Genomic DNA, 18897 nt, shown 5'->3' on the forward strand with positions numbered 1-18897 from the left:
ATGGCACGTTACTTTATCGACAACCCGGTTCTGGCCTGGGTCATCGCGATCTTCATCATGCTGGCGGGCGCGCTTTCGCTGCCGATGCTTCCGGTATCGCAATATCCTGATGTGGCCCCTCCCCAGGTCTCGATCTCAACCCGTTTCGCGGGCGCCTCGCCTGAGGATCTGTATCAGCAGGTCACCCAGCCCATCGAGGAAGAGCTGAACGGCATTCCCGGGATGCTCTATTTCCAGAGCACCTCGGAATCGACCGGCGCCGTCACCATCGATGTGACTTTCGAGGCCGGGACCGAAGTCTCCCAGGCCGTGGTCGACACGCAAAACCGTCTGCGCCGGGTGGAATCCGCCCTGCCGCAGCAGGTGCAGCAGCAAGGCGTCCTGGTCGAAGAGGCCGGTGCGGGCTTTCTGATGATGGTGACGCTGACCGCGACGCCGGAAACCGGTCTCGATGCCGTGGCGCTTGGCGACTATATTTCGCGCAATGTCGTCAATGAGTTGCGGCGTGTGCCCGGCGTGGGGCGCGCCCAGGTCTTCGCGACCGAACGTGCGCTGCGGGTCTGGATCGACCCGGCAAAGCTTGTTGGTCTGGACCTTTCTGTCACCGACATCACCAGCGCCATTGCCGAGCAGAATGCTCAGGTCACCGCCGGCTCCATCGGTGCGGAACCGGCGTCTGCGGGCACGCAGCTTCAGGCCACGCTGCTGGTGAGCGGCCAGCTTTCCACCCCCGAGCAATTCGGCAATATCGTGCTGCGTTCGGCCGAGGGTGGCGGGCTCGTCTTGCTGAAAGATGTCGCGCGCATCGAAATCGATGCCGAGATGTATGCCTTCAAGACTTTCCTCAATGGCCAGGAAACTGCGGCTATCGGTGTCCAGCTCTCGCCCACCGGCAATGCGCTGGATACGGCATCTGGCGTGCGCGATGTGATGGAACGGCTTGCGCCGCTCTTCCCCGAGGGGATCGACTATCAGATCCCCTATGACACCACGCCCTTCGTTTCCGCCTCGATCCACAAGGTGGTGATGACGCTGCTGGAAGCCGTTGGCCTCGTCTTTGTCGTGATGTTCGTCTTCCTGCAGAACTTCCGCTATACCGTGATCCCGACCCTTGTGGTGCCGATCGCACTGGCGGGGACGCTGGCGGTCATGCTGGCGGCGGGTTTCTCGATCAACGTGCTGACCATGTTCGCGATGATCCTCGCCATCGGCATTCTCGTCGATGACGCCATCGTGGTGGTGGAAAACGTCGAGCGGATCATGTCCGAAGAGGGGCTATCGCCGAAAGAGGCCTCGAAAAAGGCGATGGGGCAGATTTCCGGCGCGATTGTCGGGATCACGCTGGCGCTGATGGCGGTGTTCATTCCGCTGGCCTTCTTCCCGGGCTCGGTGGGCATCATCTATCAGCAGTTCTCGCTGACCATGGTCGTCTCGATTGCGTTTTCCGCCTTCCTTGCGCTCTCGCTGACGCCGGCGCTTTGCGCGACCTTCCTCAAGCCGGTCGCCAAGGGTCACGGTCACGCCAAACGCGGCCTCTTTGGTTGGTTCAACCGCAATTTCGACCGCGCCACCAAAGGTTATACCGGCGTGGTCGGCGGGCTGACACGTCGCGCGGGCCGGATGATGATCATCTATGTTGCGCTGGTGGCAGGCCTGGCCTGGTTCTATGTCAAAATCCCTTCGTCCTTCCTGCCCGAAGAAGATCAGGGCTATCTGGTCGCCAACCTTCAGGCCCCGCCCGGCGCCACCACCTACCGCCTGCGCGAGGTCACCAAACAGGCTGAGGGCTTTGCGCTTGGCATGGATGGCGTCGATTCCATCGTGGTGATCCAGGGTTATTCCTTCTTCGGTCAGGGGCCGAATTCGGGTCTCGCCTTTGTGACACTGAAAGACTGGGCCGAGCGCAAAACCCCCGAGCTTTCCGCCGGTGGTCTGGCAGGCCAGCTTTCGGGGATGCTGTTCTCGATCCGCGATTCCATCGCTTTCGCGCTGTCGCCCCCGGCGATCCAGGGCCTTGGCACCAGCTCGGGCTTTGCCTTCCGGCTGCAGGACCGCGCCAATATGGGCAATGCGGCGCTGCAGGAGGCCGCAGGCCAGATCATGGCCGGTGCCGCTGACAGCCCGATCCTTGGCCAGATGTATATCGAGGGTCTTCCCGCCGGCCCGCAGCTGAGCCTGCGTGTCGATCGCGAAAAGGCCAATGCCTTCGGCGTGACCTTTGGCGAGATCAACCGCACCATCTCGGTCGCGCTTGGCTCTGGCTATATCAACGACTTCCCGAATGAAGGCAAAATGCAGCGCGTCATGGTTCAGGCCGAGGCGTCGAGCCGGATGAACATTGAAGACGTGATGAAGATCAACGTCCGCAATGTGCAGGGTGGTATGGTACCGCTCTCATCCTTTGCGACGGCGGAATGGGGTTACGGCCCGACGCAGATCGTCGGCTATAACGGCTATCCTTCGCTCCGGATCAACGGCGAGGCCGCACCGGGCTATTCCTCGGGCGAGGCCATCGCCGAGATGGAACGCCTGGCCGGCGAGCTGCCGACCGGTTTCGCCTATGAATGGACCGGTCAGTCGAAACAGGAGATCGAAAGCGGCTCCCAGGCACCGATCCTGATCGGCCTCTCGATCCTCTTCGTGTTCCTTTGCCTTGCCGGGCTTTACGGCAGCTGGTCGATCCCGCTTTCGGTGATGCTGATCGTGCCGATGGGGGCGATTGGTTCGGTGGCGGCGGTGATGTGGGCGGGGATGGCGAATGACGTCTTCTTCACCGTCGGGCTGATCACCATTGTCGGGCTTTCGGCAAAGAACGCGATCCTGATCGTCGAGGTCGCCAAGGATCTGATCGCCGAAGGGATGGAGCTGATGGCCGCCACGGTCGAGGCCTGCCGCCTGCGGTTCCGCCCGATCCTGATGACCTCGCTGGCCTTCACCATGGGCGTGGTGCCGATGGCGATTGCCACCGGTCCCTCGGCTGCCAGCCAGAATGCCATCGGCATCAATGTGGTGGGCGGCATGCTCTCGGCGACCATCCTGGGTGTTTTGTTCGCGCCGATCTTCTTCGTCTTCGTGATGAAGATTTTCGGGACGCATAAGCGCCTTGGCAACAAGGCCTCCGTTGCGGGCGCCCCGATGTCCTCGCATCCCGCGGAGTAGCCCTGGCGGGGGCATGGCAGAGCATGCCCCCGTTTCCCCTTCCTCGCCCATAACAAAAAGACGAAATCCATGAGTAGAGCATCCCTTACTCCCCGTCGCAGTTCAGGTCTGGGTCGTTTTCTGACCATTCTGCCGCTGACGCTGGCGCTTTCCGCCTGTGTCACCACCGAATATTCCGCGCCAACCTCCGATACGGCGGCCAGTTTCGCCGCCTCCGCCCCGGGGCGCAGCGCGACGGGGTCCTGGTGGCTCAGCTTTGGGGACAAGACGCTGGACGGTCTGATCTCCACCGCGCTGGCGCGCAATCTGACGATCCATGAGGCGGTCGCCGCGATTGATGAGGCGGGCGCCGGCGTCGGTATCGCCGGGGCGGGCGCGCTACCGCAGGTCAGCGCCGGCGCCAATGCGACGCGTGGCGACAGCCAGGGCAGCGGTGTGATCTCGGACAGCACATCGGCCACGCTCTCAACCTCCTGGATGGTCGATATCTTCGGCGGCAACCGCGCCGCGCGCACGGCAGCCATCGCCGAGCTGGAGGCGGCAAAGCTCTCGCATGAGGTGGCGCGCCGGGCGGTGACCGCTGCGGTCGCCACCGCCTATGTCGATCTGCGCTATTACCAGGAAAGCATCGCGCTGACCCGCCAGAGCATCGCAAGCCGCCGCGAGACGCTGAACCTGACGCAGGAGATGCTGGAAGTCGGTCAGGCCAGCCGCCTCGATGTGCTGCAGGCCGAACAGGCGGTGGCGCAGGCCGAGGCCGGGCTGCCCGCGCTGGAGATCGGCTTTGACCAGGCGGTGAACCGGCTGGCGACGCTGACGGCCTCGCGCACGGCCGAGCTGCGCCCGGGCCTGCAAAAGGGCCGCGCGCAGCCATCGGCGCGGGCGAAACCCTCGGTCGGCTTTCCCGCCGAGGTGATCCGCGCCCGCCCCGATGTGCAGATCGCCGAGCGCAGCCTTGCCGCAGCGGTGGCCCGTATCGGCGTCGCGAAGGCCGAGTTCTGGCCCTCGGTCAGCCTGTCGGGGTCGATCCGGCCCAGCAATATCCGGGGCGGCGCCAATCCGACCTCCTGGTCTCTGGGGCCGCAGATCAACCTGCCGATTTTCACCGGTGGTGCGAACCGGGCCAATCTGAAAGCGGCGGAATCGCGGGCGGTCCAGGCCCATATCCGCTGGCAGGCCGCCGTGCTTGATGCGGTGGAAGAGGTGGAGAACGGGCTTTCCGCCTGGCGTCGCGGCGGGGCCAATGTCGCTGCGCAGCGCAAACTGGTGGGAACGGCGCAGGAGACGGTGACGCTTGCGCGCGATTCCTGGCGGGCGGGGCAGACGGATTTCTTCACGGTGCTCGATGCCGAACGCACCGCGCTGACCGCGCGCACCGCGCTTGCCGCCGCCCTGCGTGACCAGGCGGCAGCCTATATCGCCGTTTCCATCGCGGCAGCCGCCCCGATGTAAGGGGCAAAGGACTAGGGCGGCACAGCCCGCCCCGGTCCCGTTCCGACAAGCCCATAGCCAAAGCAAAGAGATGAAACATTTCCTCCTTTTCCTGGCCATATTGCCTGGTCTTGTGATGACGGGCGACGCGAGGCCCGGCTTCGCGGATGAGGTCATCGCAGGTCTCGGCCAGTCCTCGTTCAACAGCCGCGACGGGAAGGATTCTGTGGTCCTCTCGGCTGAGTATCGACCCGATCCGTTTGGCCGGTTTCTTGGGGCAGCTGCGAGTTTTGCAGTCGCGTTTGATGCCCATGCCGAGGGTGATGTCTTTGCCGGGTTCGGTCTCGGGCTTCGCTGGGATCTGAACCGCCGCTGGTTCCTCGATCTGTCGGTGATGCCGGGCCTGTGGCGTGCCTCAACCCCGGGCAATGATCTCGGCGGCGATTTCCAGTTCCGCTCGACCATCGGGCCTGGCTACCGCCTGACCGACACTTCGGCCATCTCGTTTGTCCTGAGCCACAAATCCAACGCCCATATCGAGGACCGCAATCCCGGGCTCGATATGGTGCTGCTGCGCTGGCATATGGCCTTTTGACGATGACCGATGTCTTTCGCCCCGGAAATGCCCTCACGGAACTGATCGGCCTGATCCGCTCGGGCGATGACTGGGAGTCGGGGCTGGTGGTGCGGGCGTTTGGCACAGGCGCCCATGTCGCGAAAGTCCATCACGCCTGCCATGGATCGCTGGATGCGGCGCGGGCTTTGCAAGAGGCGCTCTTGCCGGAATGGAGCGTGAGCCACAGCCAGACCTCGTCCGAATGCTGGGTCTCGGTGTTGCGGCGGCCGGATCGCAGCTTTCGACCGCTGTGCAGGGGGGCAGGGCGGCCGGCCCAGGCCTGGCTACTGGCGATCCTTTATGCTGTCCAGGCCGAGAGAAACGAGACAACATGAACCGGCAGCGCCGGATCTCATGCCTGCAATCAAGGGTCAGACTGCAAGGAGGGCAGCCCTATGAAACCGATCTGGAGAGACATCGCCGTTTTCATCGATGCGTCACCTGAGGGAGAGATCCTCGCAGGCCATGCGGTCAGGCTGGCCGCGCAGCACCAGGCGCATCTGGTCGCGGTCTATGGCCTGTCGCGCCATGATGAAGGCGCAAGGATGCCGGGTTATATCCGCGGCAGGGCCGCCATCAGCAGCCTGATCGAGCGCGAAAAGGCAGAGGAGACCCGCAAGGTCGTCAGGGCCGGTCAGCGATTTGCAGAGCTGACGGCAGGGTCCGGGATCACCTCCGAATTCCGTATCGTCTGGCGTGACGATATGGGCGATGAAAAGGTGCTCAGGGCGCTGCATTGCGATCTGGCGATTGCCGCCCATCCAAGGCTCGCTGGCCTGCCGACAAGCTGGTCGGCCGAGCGCATCCTGATCGATTCCGGCCTGCCGGTGCTGATGATCCCGCAAGGCTGGCAGGGCGACACGATCGGTCAGAAGATTGTCATCGCCTGGAATCGCAGCCGTGAGGCCCGGCGGGTGGTCAGCGACGCCATGCCCTTCATCGAGGCGGCGCAGAGCACGACCATCCTGACCGTCGATGCCGGGCGCGATCCCGACTATTACGGCGACGATCCAGGCTCTCACCTGCGCCAGCATCTCGCGCGCCATGATGTCAGCGCCGAGGTCACGAATGTCAGCTCGGCCGGGCTTTCCGTGGCTGAAACGATCTTGCAGCAGACCTCGCAGGCGGGGGCGGATCTCCTCGTTGTCGGCGCCTATAGCCGGCCCCGCGCCAGCGAAATCCTGTTTGGCGGCACGACAAGATCGCTTATCGGCGAGGCCCGGATCCCGATGCTGATGTCCGGCTGACCAGGGTCAGCGCCCCTCGGGGGGCTTTCGCCAATCGTTCAGGCGGGTCGCCAAAGCGACGACGCATCTCTGCAATCACCTGTATCGCGGCACGGGTTTCCGGGGTGTCTGGCGGCCTGTTGCGCTCTTGATTGCCCCGACAGACGGGGGTGGTGCTTCCCTCGGTCGAACCCTGAGCGGGTGTCAGGGACCATCCGGTGGCATCATCGCATTCAGCAACGCCATTTCGAGCATATGGTATTGATCCTCTTCCGGGATCGACACCAAATCCTGCGGGCACAGCACCGCCCGATGCGTCACAAAGCCGCTCAGCAGGCTGAGGGCAAAATGTGCCCTTCCCATATCGGAATGGCCGAAGGCTCTGCTGAGGGGAATGGCAAGCGAGGCCTCGATAAAACCGGCAATGATGGTGCGGGCTTCGCTGCACAGGCTCGATTGTATCAGGAGGTGCAGCGGCCGGACATCCTCAAGCTTGCGGGGATTGCGCAGGAAGGCCAGATTGCAGATCCGCCGGATCATGGTTGCCCCATCCGGTTGCCCTGTCGCGATGTCGTCAATCGGCCCGAGCGCCAGCAGAGCATGGCGGAAGATCTCGGCCTTGGAGCCGAAAGCGCGATGGACATAGGCCACATCGACCTCGGCCGCCGCCGCAATATCGCGCAGGCTTGTGTCGGAATAGGGCATCCGGGCGAAAAGCAGCATGGCCGCATTCAGGATGCGCTCTTTCCCGCTTGTCGTCTGGACGGGCGCGCGGGCGATATCGCTGGCTGGGGTCACATTTCTGGGCATGGGCGGGTTTGTTTCGTCCGGATTGTCTTACGGAAAGCAACTGGTGATTGTTCCTGGCGCGGTCGACGCACCTCTGGGCGGCTCCGAACAGGTTCTGGTATTTAGCCCTTCTGCTGTCGCGGAACAACCGGCACCGTGTTTCGGGATATTGGAAATACAGGATTTCTGCCGGGTCATTGTGTGTTGACAAGTCCGGAGCCGGGGGTGAAAACCGCAGGGGAACAGGCGTTAAGCCTCCATCAGCACAGTGTCAGAGGCGGGTCATGGCAAAGCGGAACGGAATCATCCTGGCGGGGCTGGCCGCAGCGGCGGCGCTTGGCTGGCTGGCCTGGGACAGGTTGCAGCCGGCGGGTCTGCCGGCGGGGTTCGCCTCGGCCAATGGCCGGATCGAGGCGACCGAGATTGATATCGCGGCCCTGACCGGCGGGCGGATTGCAGAGATTACCGCAGCCGAGGGCGATCTGGTCAAGGCGGGTGATCTGCTGGTGCAGATGGATGTGGTGCAGCTGAACGCGCAAAAGCGCCAGGCCGAGGCGCAGCTGGCCCGTGCCGAAATCGGGGTCGAGACCGCAAAGGCCTTGGTCGCCCAGGCCGAGGCCCAGGAGCGCGCCGCGCAGGCTTCGGTCGATCAGGCGGCGGCGGTCGCCGATGCCGCCGCCCAGCGTTATGCGCGCAGCGTGCAGCTTGCGGCCAATGCCACCGTCTCGCAGCAGGTGCTCGATGATGATCTGGCGCGCGACCGCCAGGGCAAGGCCGGGCTCGCCTCGGCCGAGGCCAGCCATGCGGCGGCGCTCGCCGGGGTCAGCAGCGCCGAGGCCCGGGTCGTCGATGCCGGGGCTGCGGTCGAGGCGGCGAAGGCCTCGATCGATGCGATTCAGGCCAGCCTTGATGACGCGACTCTGACCGCGCCGCGCGCGGGCCGCATCCAGTACCGCATCGCGCAGGAGGGCGAGATTGTCGGCTCCGGCGGGCGGATCCTCAGCCTCGTTGACCTGGGCGATGTCTATATGACCGTCTTCCTGCCGACCTCGCAGGTCGGTCGGGTGCAGGTCGGCTCTGAGGTGCGGCTGGTGATGGATGCGGCGCAGGAGCTGGTGATCCCGGCGACGGTCTCTTATGTCGCCGATGTGGCGCAGTTCACGCCGAAGACGGTCGAGACCGCCGATGAGCGCGAGAAGCTGATGTTCCGCGTCCGCGCCCGCATCGACCCGGAACTGCTGTCGCGCCATATTGAATATGTCAAAACCGGCCTGCCGGGCATGGCCTATCTGCGGCTTGACCCCAACGCCGCCTGGCCCGACTTTCTGGCCAATGTCGTGAAATGAGCGGGTCCGTTTCTGGTGCAGTTGCCGGGGTCTCCGGCCTGACGCTGCGCTATGGCAAGGTCACGGCGCTTGACAATGTGACGCTGGAGATCCCTGAGGGGCGCATGGTCGGGCTGATCGGGCCAGACGGGGTCGGAAAGTCCAGCCTTCTGTCGCTGCTGGCCGGGGCACGTGTGATCCAGCAGGGCAAGGTCGAGGTTCTGGGCGGCGATATGCGCGATGTGGCGCATCGCAACCGCGTCTGCCCCCGCACCGCCTATATGCCGCAGGGTCTGGGCAAGAACCTCTACCCGACGCTTTCGGTCGAAGAGAACCTTGATTTCTTCGGCTCGCTTTTCGGTCATGACAAGGCCGAACGCGAGCGGCGGATTACCGATCTGCTGGCTGCGACCGGCATGACGCCGTTCCGGTCGCGCCCGGCGTCAAAGCTGTCGGGCGGCATGAAGCAAAAGCTGGGTCTGTGCTGCGCGCTGATCCATGATCCCGATTTCCTGATTCTTGACGAGCCGACCACCGGCGTCGATCCGCTGTCGCGCCGCCAGTTCTGGGATCTGATCGACCGCATCCGCGCGACACGGCCGGGGATGAGCGTGATCACCGCCACCGCCTATATGGAAGAGGCCGCGCGCTTCGACTGGCTGGTTGCGATGAATGCGGGCCGGGTGCTGGCCACCGGCACCACCAACGATCTGCTGTCGCGGACCGGGGCCGACACGCTTGATGCAGCCTTCATCGCGCTTTTGCCCGAAGAAGACCGGGGCGAAGACAGTGCCGTGGTGATCCCGCCGCGGACCACCGATGACAGCGATATCGCCATCGAGGCCGAGGGGCTGACGCAGCGCTTTGGCGATTTCGTGGCGGTCGATAATGTTTCCTTCCGCATCCCTAGGGGTGAGATTTTCGGCTTTCTGGGTTCGAACGGCTGCGGCAAGACGACGACGATGAAGATGCTCACCGGGCTTCTGGAGCCGAGTGAGGGCCGGGCAAAGCTTTTCGGCCATGAGGTCGATGCAAGCGATCTGTCGGTGCGCCGCCGGGTCGGGTTCATGTCGCAGGCCTTCTCGCTCTATTCCGAGCTGACGGTGCGTCAGAACCTTGATCTGCACGCGCGGCTTTTCGATATGGCGGCCGAGAAGATCCCCGCCAGGGTTGACGAGATGATCGCCCGGTTCGATCTGGGCGACGTGACCGACAGCCTGCCCGAGGCGTTGCCGCTGGGTATCCGCCAGCGGCTTTCGCTGGCGGTGGCGATGATCCATGCGCCCGAGATCCTGATCCTTGACGAGCCGACCTCGGGGGTGGACCCGGTGGCGCGCAACGGCTTCTGGCGCATTCTGGCGGAACTATCGCGCAAGGATGGCGTGACGATCTTTGTCTCGACCCATTTCATGAACGAGGCGGAATGGTGCGACCGCATCAGCCTGATGCATGCGGGCAAGGTGCTGGTCTCGGACACCGCCGAGGGGATCACGAAAGCCAAAGGTTGCGCCACGCTGGAAGACGCGTTCATCGCCTATCTTGAAGAGGCGATTGGCGAGACGGCACCCGCCCCCGCCGCTGCGCCCGAGGCCGCGCCCGAGGCCCCCGCAGCCGGGGTGACCCATCACGCGCAGCAATCCGGCTTCAGCCTGCGGCGACTGCTTAGCTATTCGCAGCTGGAAAGCCTGCAATTGCAGCGCGATCCGATCCGGCTGACCATGGCGTTGGTCGGCAGCCTTCTTCTGATGATCGTGGTGGGGCTGGGCATCAACATGGATGTCGAGGATCTGACCTTCGCCGCCCTTGACCGCGACCAGACCACCACCAGCCGCAATTATATCGCCGATATTGCGGGATCGCGCTATTTCATCGAACAGCCGGCCCTGACAAGTTACGACGAGATCGACGCAAGAATGCGCTCGGGCGAGCTGGCGCTGGCGATCGAGATCCCGCCCGGCTTTGCCGCCGATATCGCGGCAGGCAGGGATGTGCAGGTCGGGGCCTGGTTCGACGGCGCCAACCCCAGCCGCGCCAATACGGTGCAGGGCTATGTGCAGGGCATGCATGCCGACTGGATCACACGTCAGGCGCGTCAGCTTTACGGTGACAAGGCGAGCGGCGGCAGTTTCGAACTGGTGACCCGATACCGCTACAACCCCGACGTGCGCAGCCTGAATGCGATGGTCCCGGCGATCATCCCGCTGCTTTTGCTGATGATCCCGGCGATCCTGACCACGCTTTCGGTCGCGCGTGAACGCGAACTGGGCTCGATCATCAATTTCTACGTCACGCCGGTGACGCGGCTGGAATTTCTGCTTGGCAAACAGCTGCCCTATATCGCGCTGGCCATGCTGAATTTCTTCCTGATGATGGCCATGGCGGTCACATTCTTCGCAGTGCCCTTCAACGGCAGTTTTCTGGGCTTTACCCTTTCGGCGCTGATCTATGTCACCGCGACCACGGCGCTTGGTTTTCTGGTGTCGGTCTTCATCGCAAGTCAGGTCGCGGCGCTGTTCGCGACCGCCATGCTGACGATGATCCCGGCGGTCAGCTATTCGGGTTTGATCTACCCGGTCTCTTCGCTGTCGGGTTTTGGCCGGGTTCTGGGCGAGATCTACCCCTCGACCTGGTTTATCACCGCCGCGCGGGGGGCTTTCTCCAAGGCCTTCGGAATGGCGGAACTGGCCGGGCCGATGCTGGCCATGGGCATCGCCATTCCGGTGATTATCGGGCTGGCGGCGGCCTTCCTGGAAAAACAGGCGAAGTGAGGGGCGGATGAACCTGCGCAACACCTTCAATCTGGGCGTCAAGGAATTGCGCGGGCTCTGGCGCGATCCGGTGATGCTGGTGCTGATCGTCTATTCCTTTTCGCTCTCGATCTGGACCTCTGCGAACGTCTCGCCCGAGGCGCTGACGAATGCCGCGATCTCGATCGTGGATGAGGATCAGTCGCATCTCTCCGCCCGCATCACCTCGGCCTTTTATCCGCCCTATTTTGTCGAGCCGCAGATGACCACGACGGCCGAGATGGATCGGCGGATGGATCAGGGGCTGGATACTTTTGCGCTGAACATCCCACCGGATTTCGCGCGCGATGTGCTGGCCGGAAAAAACCCGGCGATCCAGCTGAATATCGACGCGACAAGGATGAGCCAGGCCTTCACCGGCGGCGGCTATATCCAGCAGATCGTGTCCTCCGAGGTTTCGGAATATGTGGCGGGCTACCGGGCCGAGACCGCGCTGCCGGTCGATCTGGCGCTCCGCGCGCGGTATAATCCCTCGCTGGATCCGAAGTGGTTCGGCGCGATTTCCGCCGTGATCCGGTCGATCACCATGCTGTCGCTGGTGCTGACCGGCGCGGCGCTGATCCGCGAAAAGGAACATGGCACGGTCGAGCACCTGCTGGTCATGCCCGTCACCACGACCGAGATCATGTTTTCCAAGATCTGGTCGATGGGGCTGGTGGTGCTGCTGGGGTCGATCTTTTCGCTAAGTGTTGTGGTGCAGGCGCTGATGGCGGTTCCGGTGCAGGGCTCGGTCGTGCTGTTTCTTGCGGGCGCGGTGCTGATGGTTTTCGCCATGACGGGGCTTGGAATTTTCCTTGCTACCATCGCCGGGTCGATGCCGCAATTCGCGCTTTTGCTGATGATGGCGCTTTTGCCGCTGCAGGTGCTGTCAGGCGCGATGACGCCGCGGGAATCCATGCCAGAGATCATCCAGACCATCATGCTTGCAGCCCCCAACACGCATTTCATCATCCTCTCGCAGGGCATCTTGTTCCGAGGTGCCGGGCTTGACGTGGTCTGGCCCCAGTTCGCGGCGCTGGCGGCGATCGGGGTGGCGCTGTTCTGGCTGGCACTGATACGATTCAAGAAATTCCTGCGGTAAGGCATATGTTGGGCCGCCTGCTTCTGATCCTGACGCTTGCGCTTGCAGGCTGCGCTGCGCGTCCGGGGCCGGAAGTTCTGGCCCCCGATGCCGGTGCCCTGCCCGAGGGCGCCCGCCTTGTCCGGGTGCTGACCATGACCACCCGCGCGCCCGAGGCAAATCTGCCGGGGGCCTTTGGCGACTCTCGCTCCATCCGGCCAAGCTGGCTGGAATACGAGGTCTCGGTGCCGCCTGGCCATCGGCCGGGAAAGATTGAATGGCCGGATCGCAATGGCAGCAGCGCCGACCGGAATTTCGTGATGCGCAGCCGGCAGACGCTTAGCCGTGACGCCTTTGCAAAGCGTCTCTCGCGCGAGGGGGTCGGGCTTTATGTCCACGGCTTCAACACCCGCTTTCATGAGGCCTTGTTCCGCACCGCGCAGCTTTCGGTCGATGCGCATATCGAGGAAAAGCCTGTCCTTTTTACATGGCCCTCGGCAGGCTATCCGGGCGCCTATCTGGCTGATCGTGACGCGTCTGACTTTTCCCGCGCGGCGCTTGCCGATCTGCTGCGGCTTTTGACAAAGGGTCGGTCCGCTTCCGACGCGGTGCCGGTGCTGGCTCACAGCATGGGCGCGCGGCTGACGATGGAGACGCTGGTGCAACTGCGTCTTGCCGGGCGGGACGATGTGCTGGACCGGATCGAGGTCATCCTTGCCGCCCCGGATATTGATATCGATCTTTTCCGCGCCCAGATGGTCAGCCTTGGGCCGATGAAGCATCCCATCACGGTGCTCGTCTCCTCGGACGATCTGGCGCTGAAACTGTCGTCGCAGCTTTCGGTACGTCGGATACGGCTTGGGCTTGTCGATGTGCGTGATCCGGCGGTCCAGCGCCTGGCGGTCGCGACCGGAATACGGATCGTGGATATTACCGATATTCCGACCGATGATCCCGCCCACAGCCGCTATGTCGGCCTGCTTTCCGGCGAGGCCGGGGCTGTGGTTGAAAACACCCTTTTCGGTGAGGTACGCTTGGCTGGGGCCATTGTCTTCAATCAGGTCGGTGGTGTCTTCACTGGCATCGGTGATGTGCTGGCGGATTGAGGCCGCGGCCTTGGCCCGGCGTTGGTGCCAGCGGCATTGGCCGGGTCATGGCCTCGACGTCGCGCCGTTTTGCCGGTAATCGTCCATGATGATCAGGGCAGGGACAGGGGATTCCGTGTCCGCCGCCGGACGCCGATGCTTTGCCTGTTCAGTCCGGGGGCGGCTGTTTCGGCGGTTTGACGGCGCTTTACGACATGTCGTCGGCATCGGGCCTTGGGCGCAATGCCTATGTTCAAGAAAAATCTTGAACTCTTTGATTTCGATCAACACTCGTTGATAGTTCTGTGCTAACTTCCGCCGGTAAATTGGAGACGCGACATGGCCCTTACTCCCAAATCAGATGGCTCGGGTGCAACCGGCGATGAAAGCCTTGGCATCGAGGCTTTTCAGGCCGTTGACCGCATACGAGAGGCGCTCTCGGGACAGCTCAGCGGCGGGGTCTCGCCCGGCTCGCTGATGATGGCCTATGTCGACTGGGCCTTTCATCTGGCGCAGGCACCGGGCAAGCAGATGGAACTGGGCGTCAAGGCGGGCCGCAAATGGCAGCGTCTCATGGCGCATCTGATGGCCTCGGCGATGGATCCGCAGGCCGCGCCGGTCATCACGCCCTTGCCGGGCGACCGCCGTTTCGCCGGTGAAGCCTGGGCGAAACCGCCCTTCAGCTGGATGTCGCAGGCTTTCCTGCTGCAGCAGCAATGGCTGCATAACGTCACCCATGAGGTTCCGGGCGTGACGAAGCACCACGAGGATGTGGTGTCTTTTGCCGCGAAACAGATCCTTGATGTCTGTGCGCCTTCGAACAACCCTTTTACCAATCCCGAGGTTGTGGCACGGACCTGGGCTACCGGAGGCATGAACCTTGTGAAGGGCTGGCAGAACTGGCTGCAGGACGTCGTCCGCCAGATCCGGCAGGAGCCGCCAGAGGGTGTCGAGGCCTTTACACCGGGTCGCGATGTGGCGGTGACGCCGGGCAAGGTAATCTTCCGCAACCACCTGATCGAACTGATCCAGTATACGCCCACGACAGAAACCGTGCACCCCGAGCCGGTGCTGATCGTTCCGGCCTGGATCATGAAATACTATATCCTCGACCTCAGCCCGGAGAATTCCCTGATCCGCTGGCTGGTGGCGCAGGGCCACACGGTTTTCGCCATTTCCTGGCGCAATCCGGGTGCAGAGGATCGTGATCTGACGCTGGAGGATTATCGCCGGCTGGGCGTGATGGCCGCGTTGGATGAGATCACCCGTCTAATGCCCGATCAGAAAATCCACGCCACCGGCTATTGTCTGGGTGGCACTTTGCTGTCGATCGCGGCGGCTGCCATGGCGGGGAAGGGGGACGCGCGTCTCGCCTCGCTGACGCAGCTTGCCGCGCAGGTCGATTTCGCCGAACCGGGCGAGCTTGCGTTGTTCATCGACCCAAGCCAGCTGCATCTTCTTGAAAGCATGATGTGGAACCGCGGCTATCTCTCTGCCGATCAGATGGCGGGGGCGTTTCAGCTTTTGCGCTCGAATGACCTCATCTGGTCCCGGATGGTGCGCGATTACATGATGGGCGAGCGGACGGCGATGAATGATCTCATGGCCTGGAATGCCGACAGCACCCGGATGCCCTATCGGATGCATGCCGAATATCTGCGCAGGCTTTATCTGAATAATGAGCTTTCTTCGGGACGCTTCACCGCCGGGGGCAAGACAGTTCTGTTGCAGAACATCCGGGTGCCGATCTTTGCCGTCGGGACCGAGCGCGATCATGTCGCACCCTGGAAGTCGGTCTACAAAATCCACCAGTTCACCGATTGCGAGGTGACTTTCGCGCTGACGTCGGGCGGGCATAATGCGGGGATCGTCTCTCCTCCCGGTCACCCGCGCCGCCGCTACCGGCTGGCGACCCGCGCCCATGACGACGCGCTTTTGCCGCCCGAGACCTGGGTCGAGGCCAATCCTGCAACCGAGGGTTCGTGGTGGACGCCCTGGCAGGCCTGGCTTGCCGCGCGTTCGGGTGCCCCCGCCGCGCCGCCCGCAATGGGCAACGCGCTGGCAGATGCGCCCGGCACATATGTTTTCCAGAGGTGACAAGATGACCGGCACTCTGACCAACTATCTGTTTCACCAGATGAAAATCGGCGACCGCGCCAGTCTTGTCCGCCACGTCGGTCCCAAGGATATTGAATTGTTCGCCGCTGTTTCCGGCGACGCCAACCCCGCGCATCTGGATGCCGGTTTCGCCGCCCATGGGCCGTTTGGCCATGTCGTGGTGCACGGCATGTGGACTGCGGCGCTGATTTCGGCGGTGCTGGGCACCCGCCTGCCGGGGCCGGGGACGATCTATCTCGACCAGCAGATCCGCTTTAACAAGCCGGTTTCGCCAGGCGATACCATCACCGCCGAAGTTGAAGTGGCCGAGCTGATCGAGGGCAAGAACCGTGTCCGCCTGACGACCACCGCCCGCAATCAGCGGGGCGAGGTGGTGCTTTCGGGCGAGGCGCTGGTGCTGGCCCCGGTCGAGCAGGTGACCTGGGTGCCGGGTGACCTTCCCGAGGCGGTGGTCTTGCCGAAGGGGCGCTGGCAGGGCTTTGTCGAAGAGGCCCGCGCATTGCCCCCGGTGCGGGCGGCGGTGGTGCATCCCTGTTCGAAATCCGCGATCCTTGGCGCGATCGAGGTGCGCGACGAAGGCCTGCTTGACCCGATCCTGATCGGTCCCGGCGCAAAGATTCGCGCGGCGGCCGCCGAGGCCGGGGTCTCGCTTGACGGCTTCCGGATCGAGGAGACAGAGCACAGCCATGCAGCGGCGGCGCGGGCGGTGGAACTGGCGGCCTGTGGCAAGGTCCAGGTGCTGGTCAAGGGCAGCCTGCATTCCGATGAACTGCTTGCGGCGGTGGTTTCGAAAAGCGGCGGCCTGCGCACCGAACGCCGGATCAGCCATGTCTATGCGATGGATGTGCCCGCCTATCGCAAGCCGGTGATCGTCACCGATGCCGCGATCAATATCGCACCGACATTAGAGCATAAGCGCGACATCTGCCAGAATGCCGTCGATCTGATGCGGCTTCTGGGGCGCGATCAGCCGAAGGTCGCGGTGCTGGCGGCGGTCGAGACGGTGAACGCGACGATGCCCGCCACGCTGGATGCCGCCGCGCTGACGGTGATGGCGGCTCGAGGCCAGATCACGGGCGCGCTGGTTGACGGGCCGCTGGCCTTCGACAATGCGATCAGCCCCGAGGCGGTGGCGACGAAGGGCATCGTCTCGCAGGTGGCGGGCGAGGCCGATATTCTTCTGGTGCCGGATCTCGAGGCCGGGAACATGCTTGCCAAACAGCTGATCTATTTCGCGGGCGCCACGGCCGCGGGGCTGGTTCTGGGCGCACGGGTGCCAATCGTTCTGACAAGCCGGGCGGATCCTTTATCGGCCCGCATCGCCTCGGCTGCGCTGGCCAAGCTGGTCGCGGTCCGCAAAGCGGAGGGGAAGGCGTGACCCGCGATCTGATCCTGACATTCAACACCGGATCCTCGACTATCAAGCTGGGGTTTTACGCACTGGAGGCCGCCGCGCCGCGCCCGCTGGCCTCGGGCGTGATCGATTTCCGCGATGAGCCTTTCGAAGTGCGCCTGACGCGCGAGGGCAAGACCTTTTCAGGCCCGATCACAGCGGATCCCGGCGATCTGACAGCCGTGCTGAACCAGGCTTTTGCCTGGCTGGCCGGGCATTTCAATCTTTCGCGCCTTGCGGTGATCGGCCATCGGGTTGTGCATGGCGGCGATGTCTTCACAGGACCAGCCCGGATCACCGATCAGGTGATCGCGCAGATCGACGCGCTGGCGCGGCTTGCGCCGCTGCATCAGCCGCAAAGCCTTGCGCTGATCCGGGCGATGCGGGGGCTTTACCCCGATGTGCCACAGACAGCCTCTTTCGACACGGCGTTTCATGCCACCAACCCGCCCCTGATCCGCCGCTTTGCCCTGCCGCGCGCGCTTTATGATCAGGGGATCAAGCGCTATGGCTTTCATGGTCTCTCCTACCGCTATATCGCCGGGCAACTGGGCGATCTGGCCACCGATGCAAAGGTGGTCGCCGCACATCTGGGCAGCGGCGCAAGCCTTTGTGCGATCCGGGGCGGCAAGAGCATCGACAGCTCGATGGGGTTTTCGACGCTGGACGGCATCCCGATGGCGACGCGTTCGGGTGCGCTGGACCCCGGCGTGATCCTGCATCTGATGGGCGAAATGGGGCAAAGCCTGAAACAGGTCGAGACCATGCTCTATCGTGAAAGCGGCCTTCTGGGCGTGTCGGGTTTCGAGGCTGACAGCCGCGAGCTGATGGCCAGCACGCGCCCAGAGGCTGCCGAGGCGATCGACCTCTTTTGCCTGCGCATCGCGGGCGAGGTGGCACGGTTGGCGACCAGCATGGGCGGGATCGATGCGCTGGTCTTCACGGCAGGAATCGGCGAGCATCAGCCCGGTATCCGCGCCCGTGTCGCCGCGCGGCTGGCCTGGCTTGGGGCAGAGCTTGACCCCGATGCCAATGAAGCAGGGTCGCGCAGGATCAGCACCGCCGCCAGCCGGGTGCAGCTTCTTGTCATTCCGACCGATGAGGAAAGCATCATCGCCCAGGAGGCCGTCAGCGAAGAGGCAGCGACATGATTGATCTGAAAGGCAAACGCGGCCTCGTGGTTGGCGTGGCGAATGAGGCCAGCATCGCCGCCGGTTGCGCCAGGGCCTTTCGCGCGGCGGGGGCAGAGCTGGCGCTGACCTTTCTTAATGAAAAGGCCCGGCCATGGGTCGAACCCGTGGCGCAGGAAGTGGGTGCGCCGCTGTTCCTTCCTTGCGATGTGCGTGAACCCGGCCAGTTGGAAGGGCTCTGTTGCACAAATCCCTTTTGGGATTCATCTCATGAATTCAGCGTGGTAGCTGGAATCCATGAGCAGACCCACACCTCCAACCTACAAGACCAGGAACTGGCCATCCTACAATGAAGCGCTCAAGCGCCGCGGATCGCTGACGATCTGGTTCGATCCCGAGATGAGCTGGGAGGCCGCACCAACTGGCAGGCGTGGCCGCCAGCAGAGCTACAGCGACGCCGCCATACAGACGTGCCTCTCGATGAAGGTGCTGTTCGGCATGGCGCTCCGGCAGACGACCGGGTTCGTCGAGAGCTTGTTGCAGCTGGTTCGCGTAACAGGCCCGAGCGTGCATATTTGATCGTTTGATGGGACAAAAGGCGTACAAACTATGCGCCTGAACGCTGCAGGTACATGACGACGTTTTCGGCGGGTGTCGCGTAGCCCTTAATTGGGCTCTGCCTCAATCTGTGTGGCGGAGGGGCAGCATTCTTGCCCTCAACAGTTCTGGCCCGGCTCGGCCGTACATGGCGCGTTTGA

General features: G+C 63.6%; 15 protein-coding genes and 1 pseudogene. 15 read left to right on the forward strand and 1 reads right to left on the reverse strand.

The window, feature by feature from the left end; all coding sequences use genetic code 11:
* The 5 genes from FBT96_RS03120 to FBT96_RS03140 all read left to right on the forward strand — a co-directional run bounded on the left by FBT96_RS03120 (nt 1) and on the right by FBT96_RS03140 (nt 6453).
* Nucleotides 1–3159 carry a multidrug efflux RND transporter permease subunit gene (locus FBT96_RS03120; RefSeq protein ID WP_089258497.1) on the forward strand — a complete coding sequence of 1053 codons (3159 nt, stop codon included), beginning with the start codon at nt 1–3 and terminating at the stop codon, nt 3157–3159.
* 69 nt (nt 3160–3228) lie between these two features.
* Entirely contained in the window at nt 3229–4611 is a 1383-nt protein-coding gene (locus tag FBT96_RS03125; protein ID WP_089258495.1) for an efflux transporter outer membrane subunit, read from the forward strand.
* Nucleotides 4612–4681: 70 nt separating this feature from the next.
* Complete coding sequence (locus FBT96_RS03130) at nt 4682–5185, forward strand: acyloxyacyl hydrolase (RefSeq protein ID WP_089258493.1); 504 nt, start codon at nt 4682–4684, stop codon at nt 5183–5185.
* 2 nt (nt 5186–5187) lie between these two features.
* Nucleotides 5188–5541, forward strand: a complete 354-nt coding sequence (locus FBT96_RS03135) for a hypothetical protein (RefSeq protein ID WP_136904911.1) — start codon at nt 5188–5190, stop codon at nt 5539–5541.
* Between the two features lie 60 nt (nt 5542–5601).
* Nucleotides 5602–6453: a universal stress protein gene (locus FBT96_RS03140; protein WP_136904912.1), complete on the forward strand. Its 852-nt coding sequence runs from the start codon at nt 5602–5604 to the stop codon at nt 6451–6453.
* Between the two features lie 183 nt (nt 6454–6636).
* Here the strand turns inward: FBT96_RS03140 and FBT96_RS03145 are convergent, their stop codons facing one another.
* Nucleotides 6637–7155, reverse strand: coding sequence for a helix-turn-helix domain-containing protein (locus FBT96_RS03145; protein ID WP_169583146.1), 519 nt, complete (start codon nt 7153–7155; stop codon nt 6637–6639).
* On the opposite strand from FBT96_RS03145, the gene FBT96_RS20540 reads away from it, so the two are divergent.
* From FBT96_RS20540 to FBT96_RS03190, 10 genes and pseudogenes are all read left to right on the forward strand, one after another.
* Nucleotides 7154–7429, forward strand: a complete 276-nt coding sequence (locus FBT96_RS20540) for a hypothetical protein (RefSeq protein ID WP_169583147.1) — start codon at nt 7154–7156, stop codon at nt 7427–7429. The genes FBT96_RS03145 and FBT96_RS20540 overlap by 2 nt on opposite strands.
* A 76-nt stretch (nt 7430–7505) precedes the next feature.
* Entirely contained in the window at nt 7506–8567 is a 1062-nt protein-coding gene (locus tag FBT96_RS03150) for an HlyD family secretion protein (RefSeq protein WP_136904913.1), read from the forward strand.
* Entirely contained in the window at nt 8564–11314 is a 2751-nt protein-coding gene (gene rbbA, locus FBT96_RS03155) for a ribosome-associated ATPase/putative transporter RbbA (protein WP_136904914.1), read from the forward strand. Before FBT96_RS03150 ends, rbbA begins: the two co-directional genes overlap by 4 nt.
* A gap of 7 nt (nt 11315–11321) precedes the next feature.
* Entirely contained in the window at nt 11322–12434 is a 1113-nt protein-coding gene (locus FBT96_RS03160) for an ABC transporter permease (RefSeq protein WP_068767091.1), read from the forward strand.
* Nucleotides 12435–12568: 134 nt separating this feature from the next.
* Nucleotides 12569–13519, forward strand: a complete 951-nt coding sequence (locus tag FBT96_RS03165) for an alpha/beta hydrolase (protein WP_169583148.1) — start codon at nt 12569–12571, stop codon at nt 13517–13519.
* 318 nt (nt 13520–13837) lie between these two features.
* A complete protein-coding gene (locus FBT96_RS03170) occupies nt 13838–15595 on the forward strand; it encodes a PHA/PHB synthase family protein (protein ID WP_136904915.1) in 1758 nt (585 codons plus the stop codon).
* A gap of 4 nt (nt 15596–15599) precedes the next feature.
* The gene (locus FBT96_RS03175) at nt 15600–16994 is read left to right on the forward strand and encodes a bifunctional enoyl-CoA hydratase/phosphate acetyltransferase (RefSeq protein WP_089258481.1); all 1395 of its coding nucleotides are present in this window, start codon (nt 15600–15602) and stop codon (nt 16992–16994) included.
* On the forward strand, nt 16991–18160 hold the full coding sequence (locus tag FBT96_RS03180; RefSeq protein ID WP_035745643.1) for an acetate/propionate family kinase: 1170 nt from the start codon (nt 16991–16993) through the stop codon (nt 18158–18160). Before FBT96_RS03175 ends, FBT96_RS03180 begins: the two co-directional genes overlap by 4 nt.
* Nucleotides 18157–18492, forward strand: coding sequence for an SDR family oxidoreductase (locus FBT96_RS03185; RefSeq protein WP_136904916.1), 336 nt, complete (start codon nt 18157–18159; stop codon nt 18490–18492). Before FBT96_RS03180 ends, FBT96_RS03185 begins: the two co-directional genes overlap by 4 nt.
* Nucleotides 18437–18688: pseudogene (locus tag FBT96_RS03190) on the forward strand (IS5/IS1182 family transposase); the annotation flags it as partial. The gene FBT96_RS03185 and the pseudogene FBT96_RS03190, both read left to right, overlap by 56 nt.
* Nucleotides 18689–18897 lie beyond the last annotated feature (209 nt).

The sequence above is a fragment of the Rhodobacter capsulatus genome (genome assembly GCF_005144475.1).
Taxonomy (GTDB): Bacteria; Pseudomonadota; Alphaproteobacteria; order Rhodobacterales; family Rhodobacteraceae; genus Rhodobacter; species Rhodobacter capsulatus_C.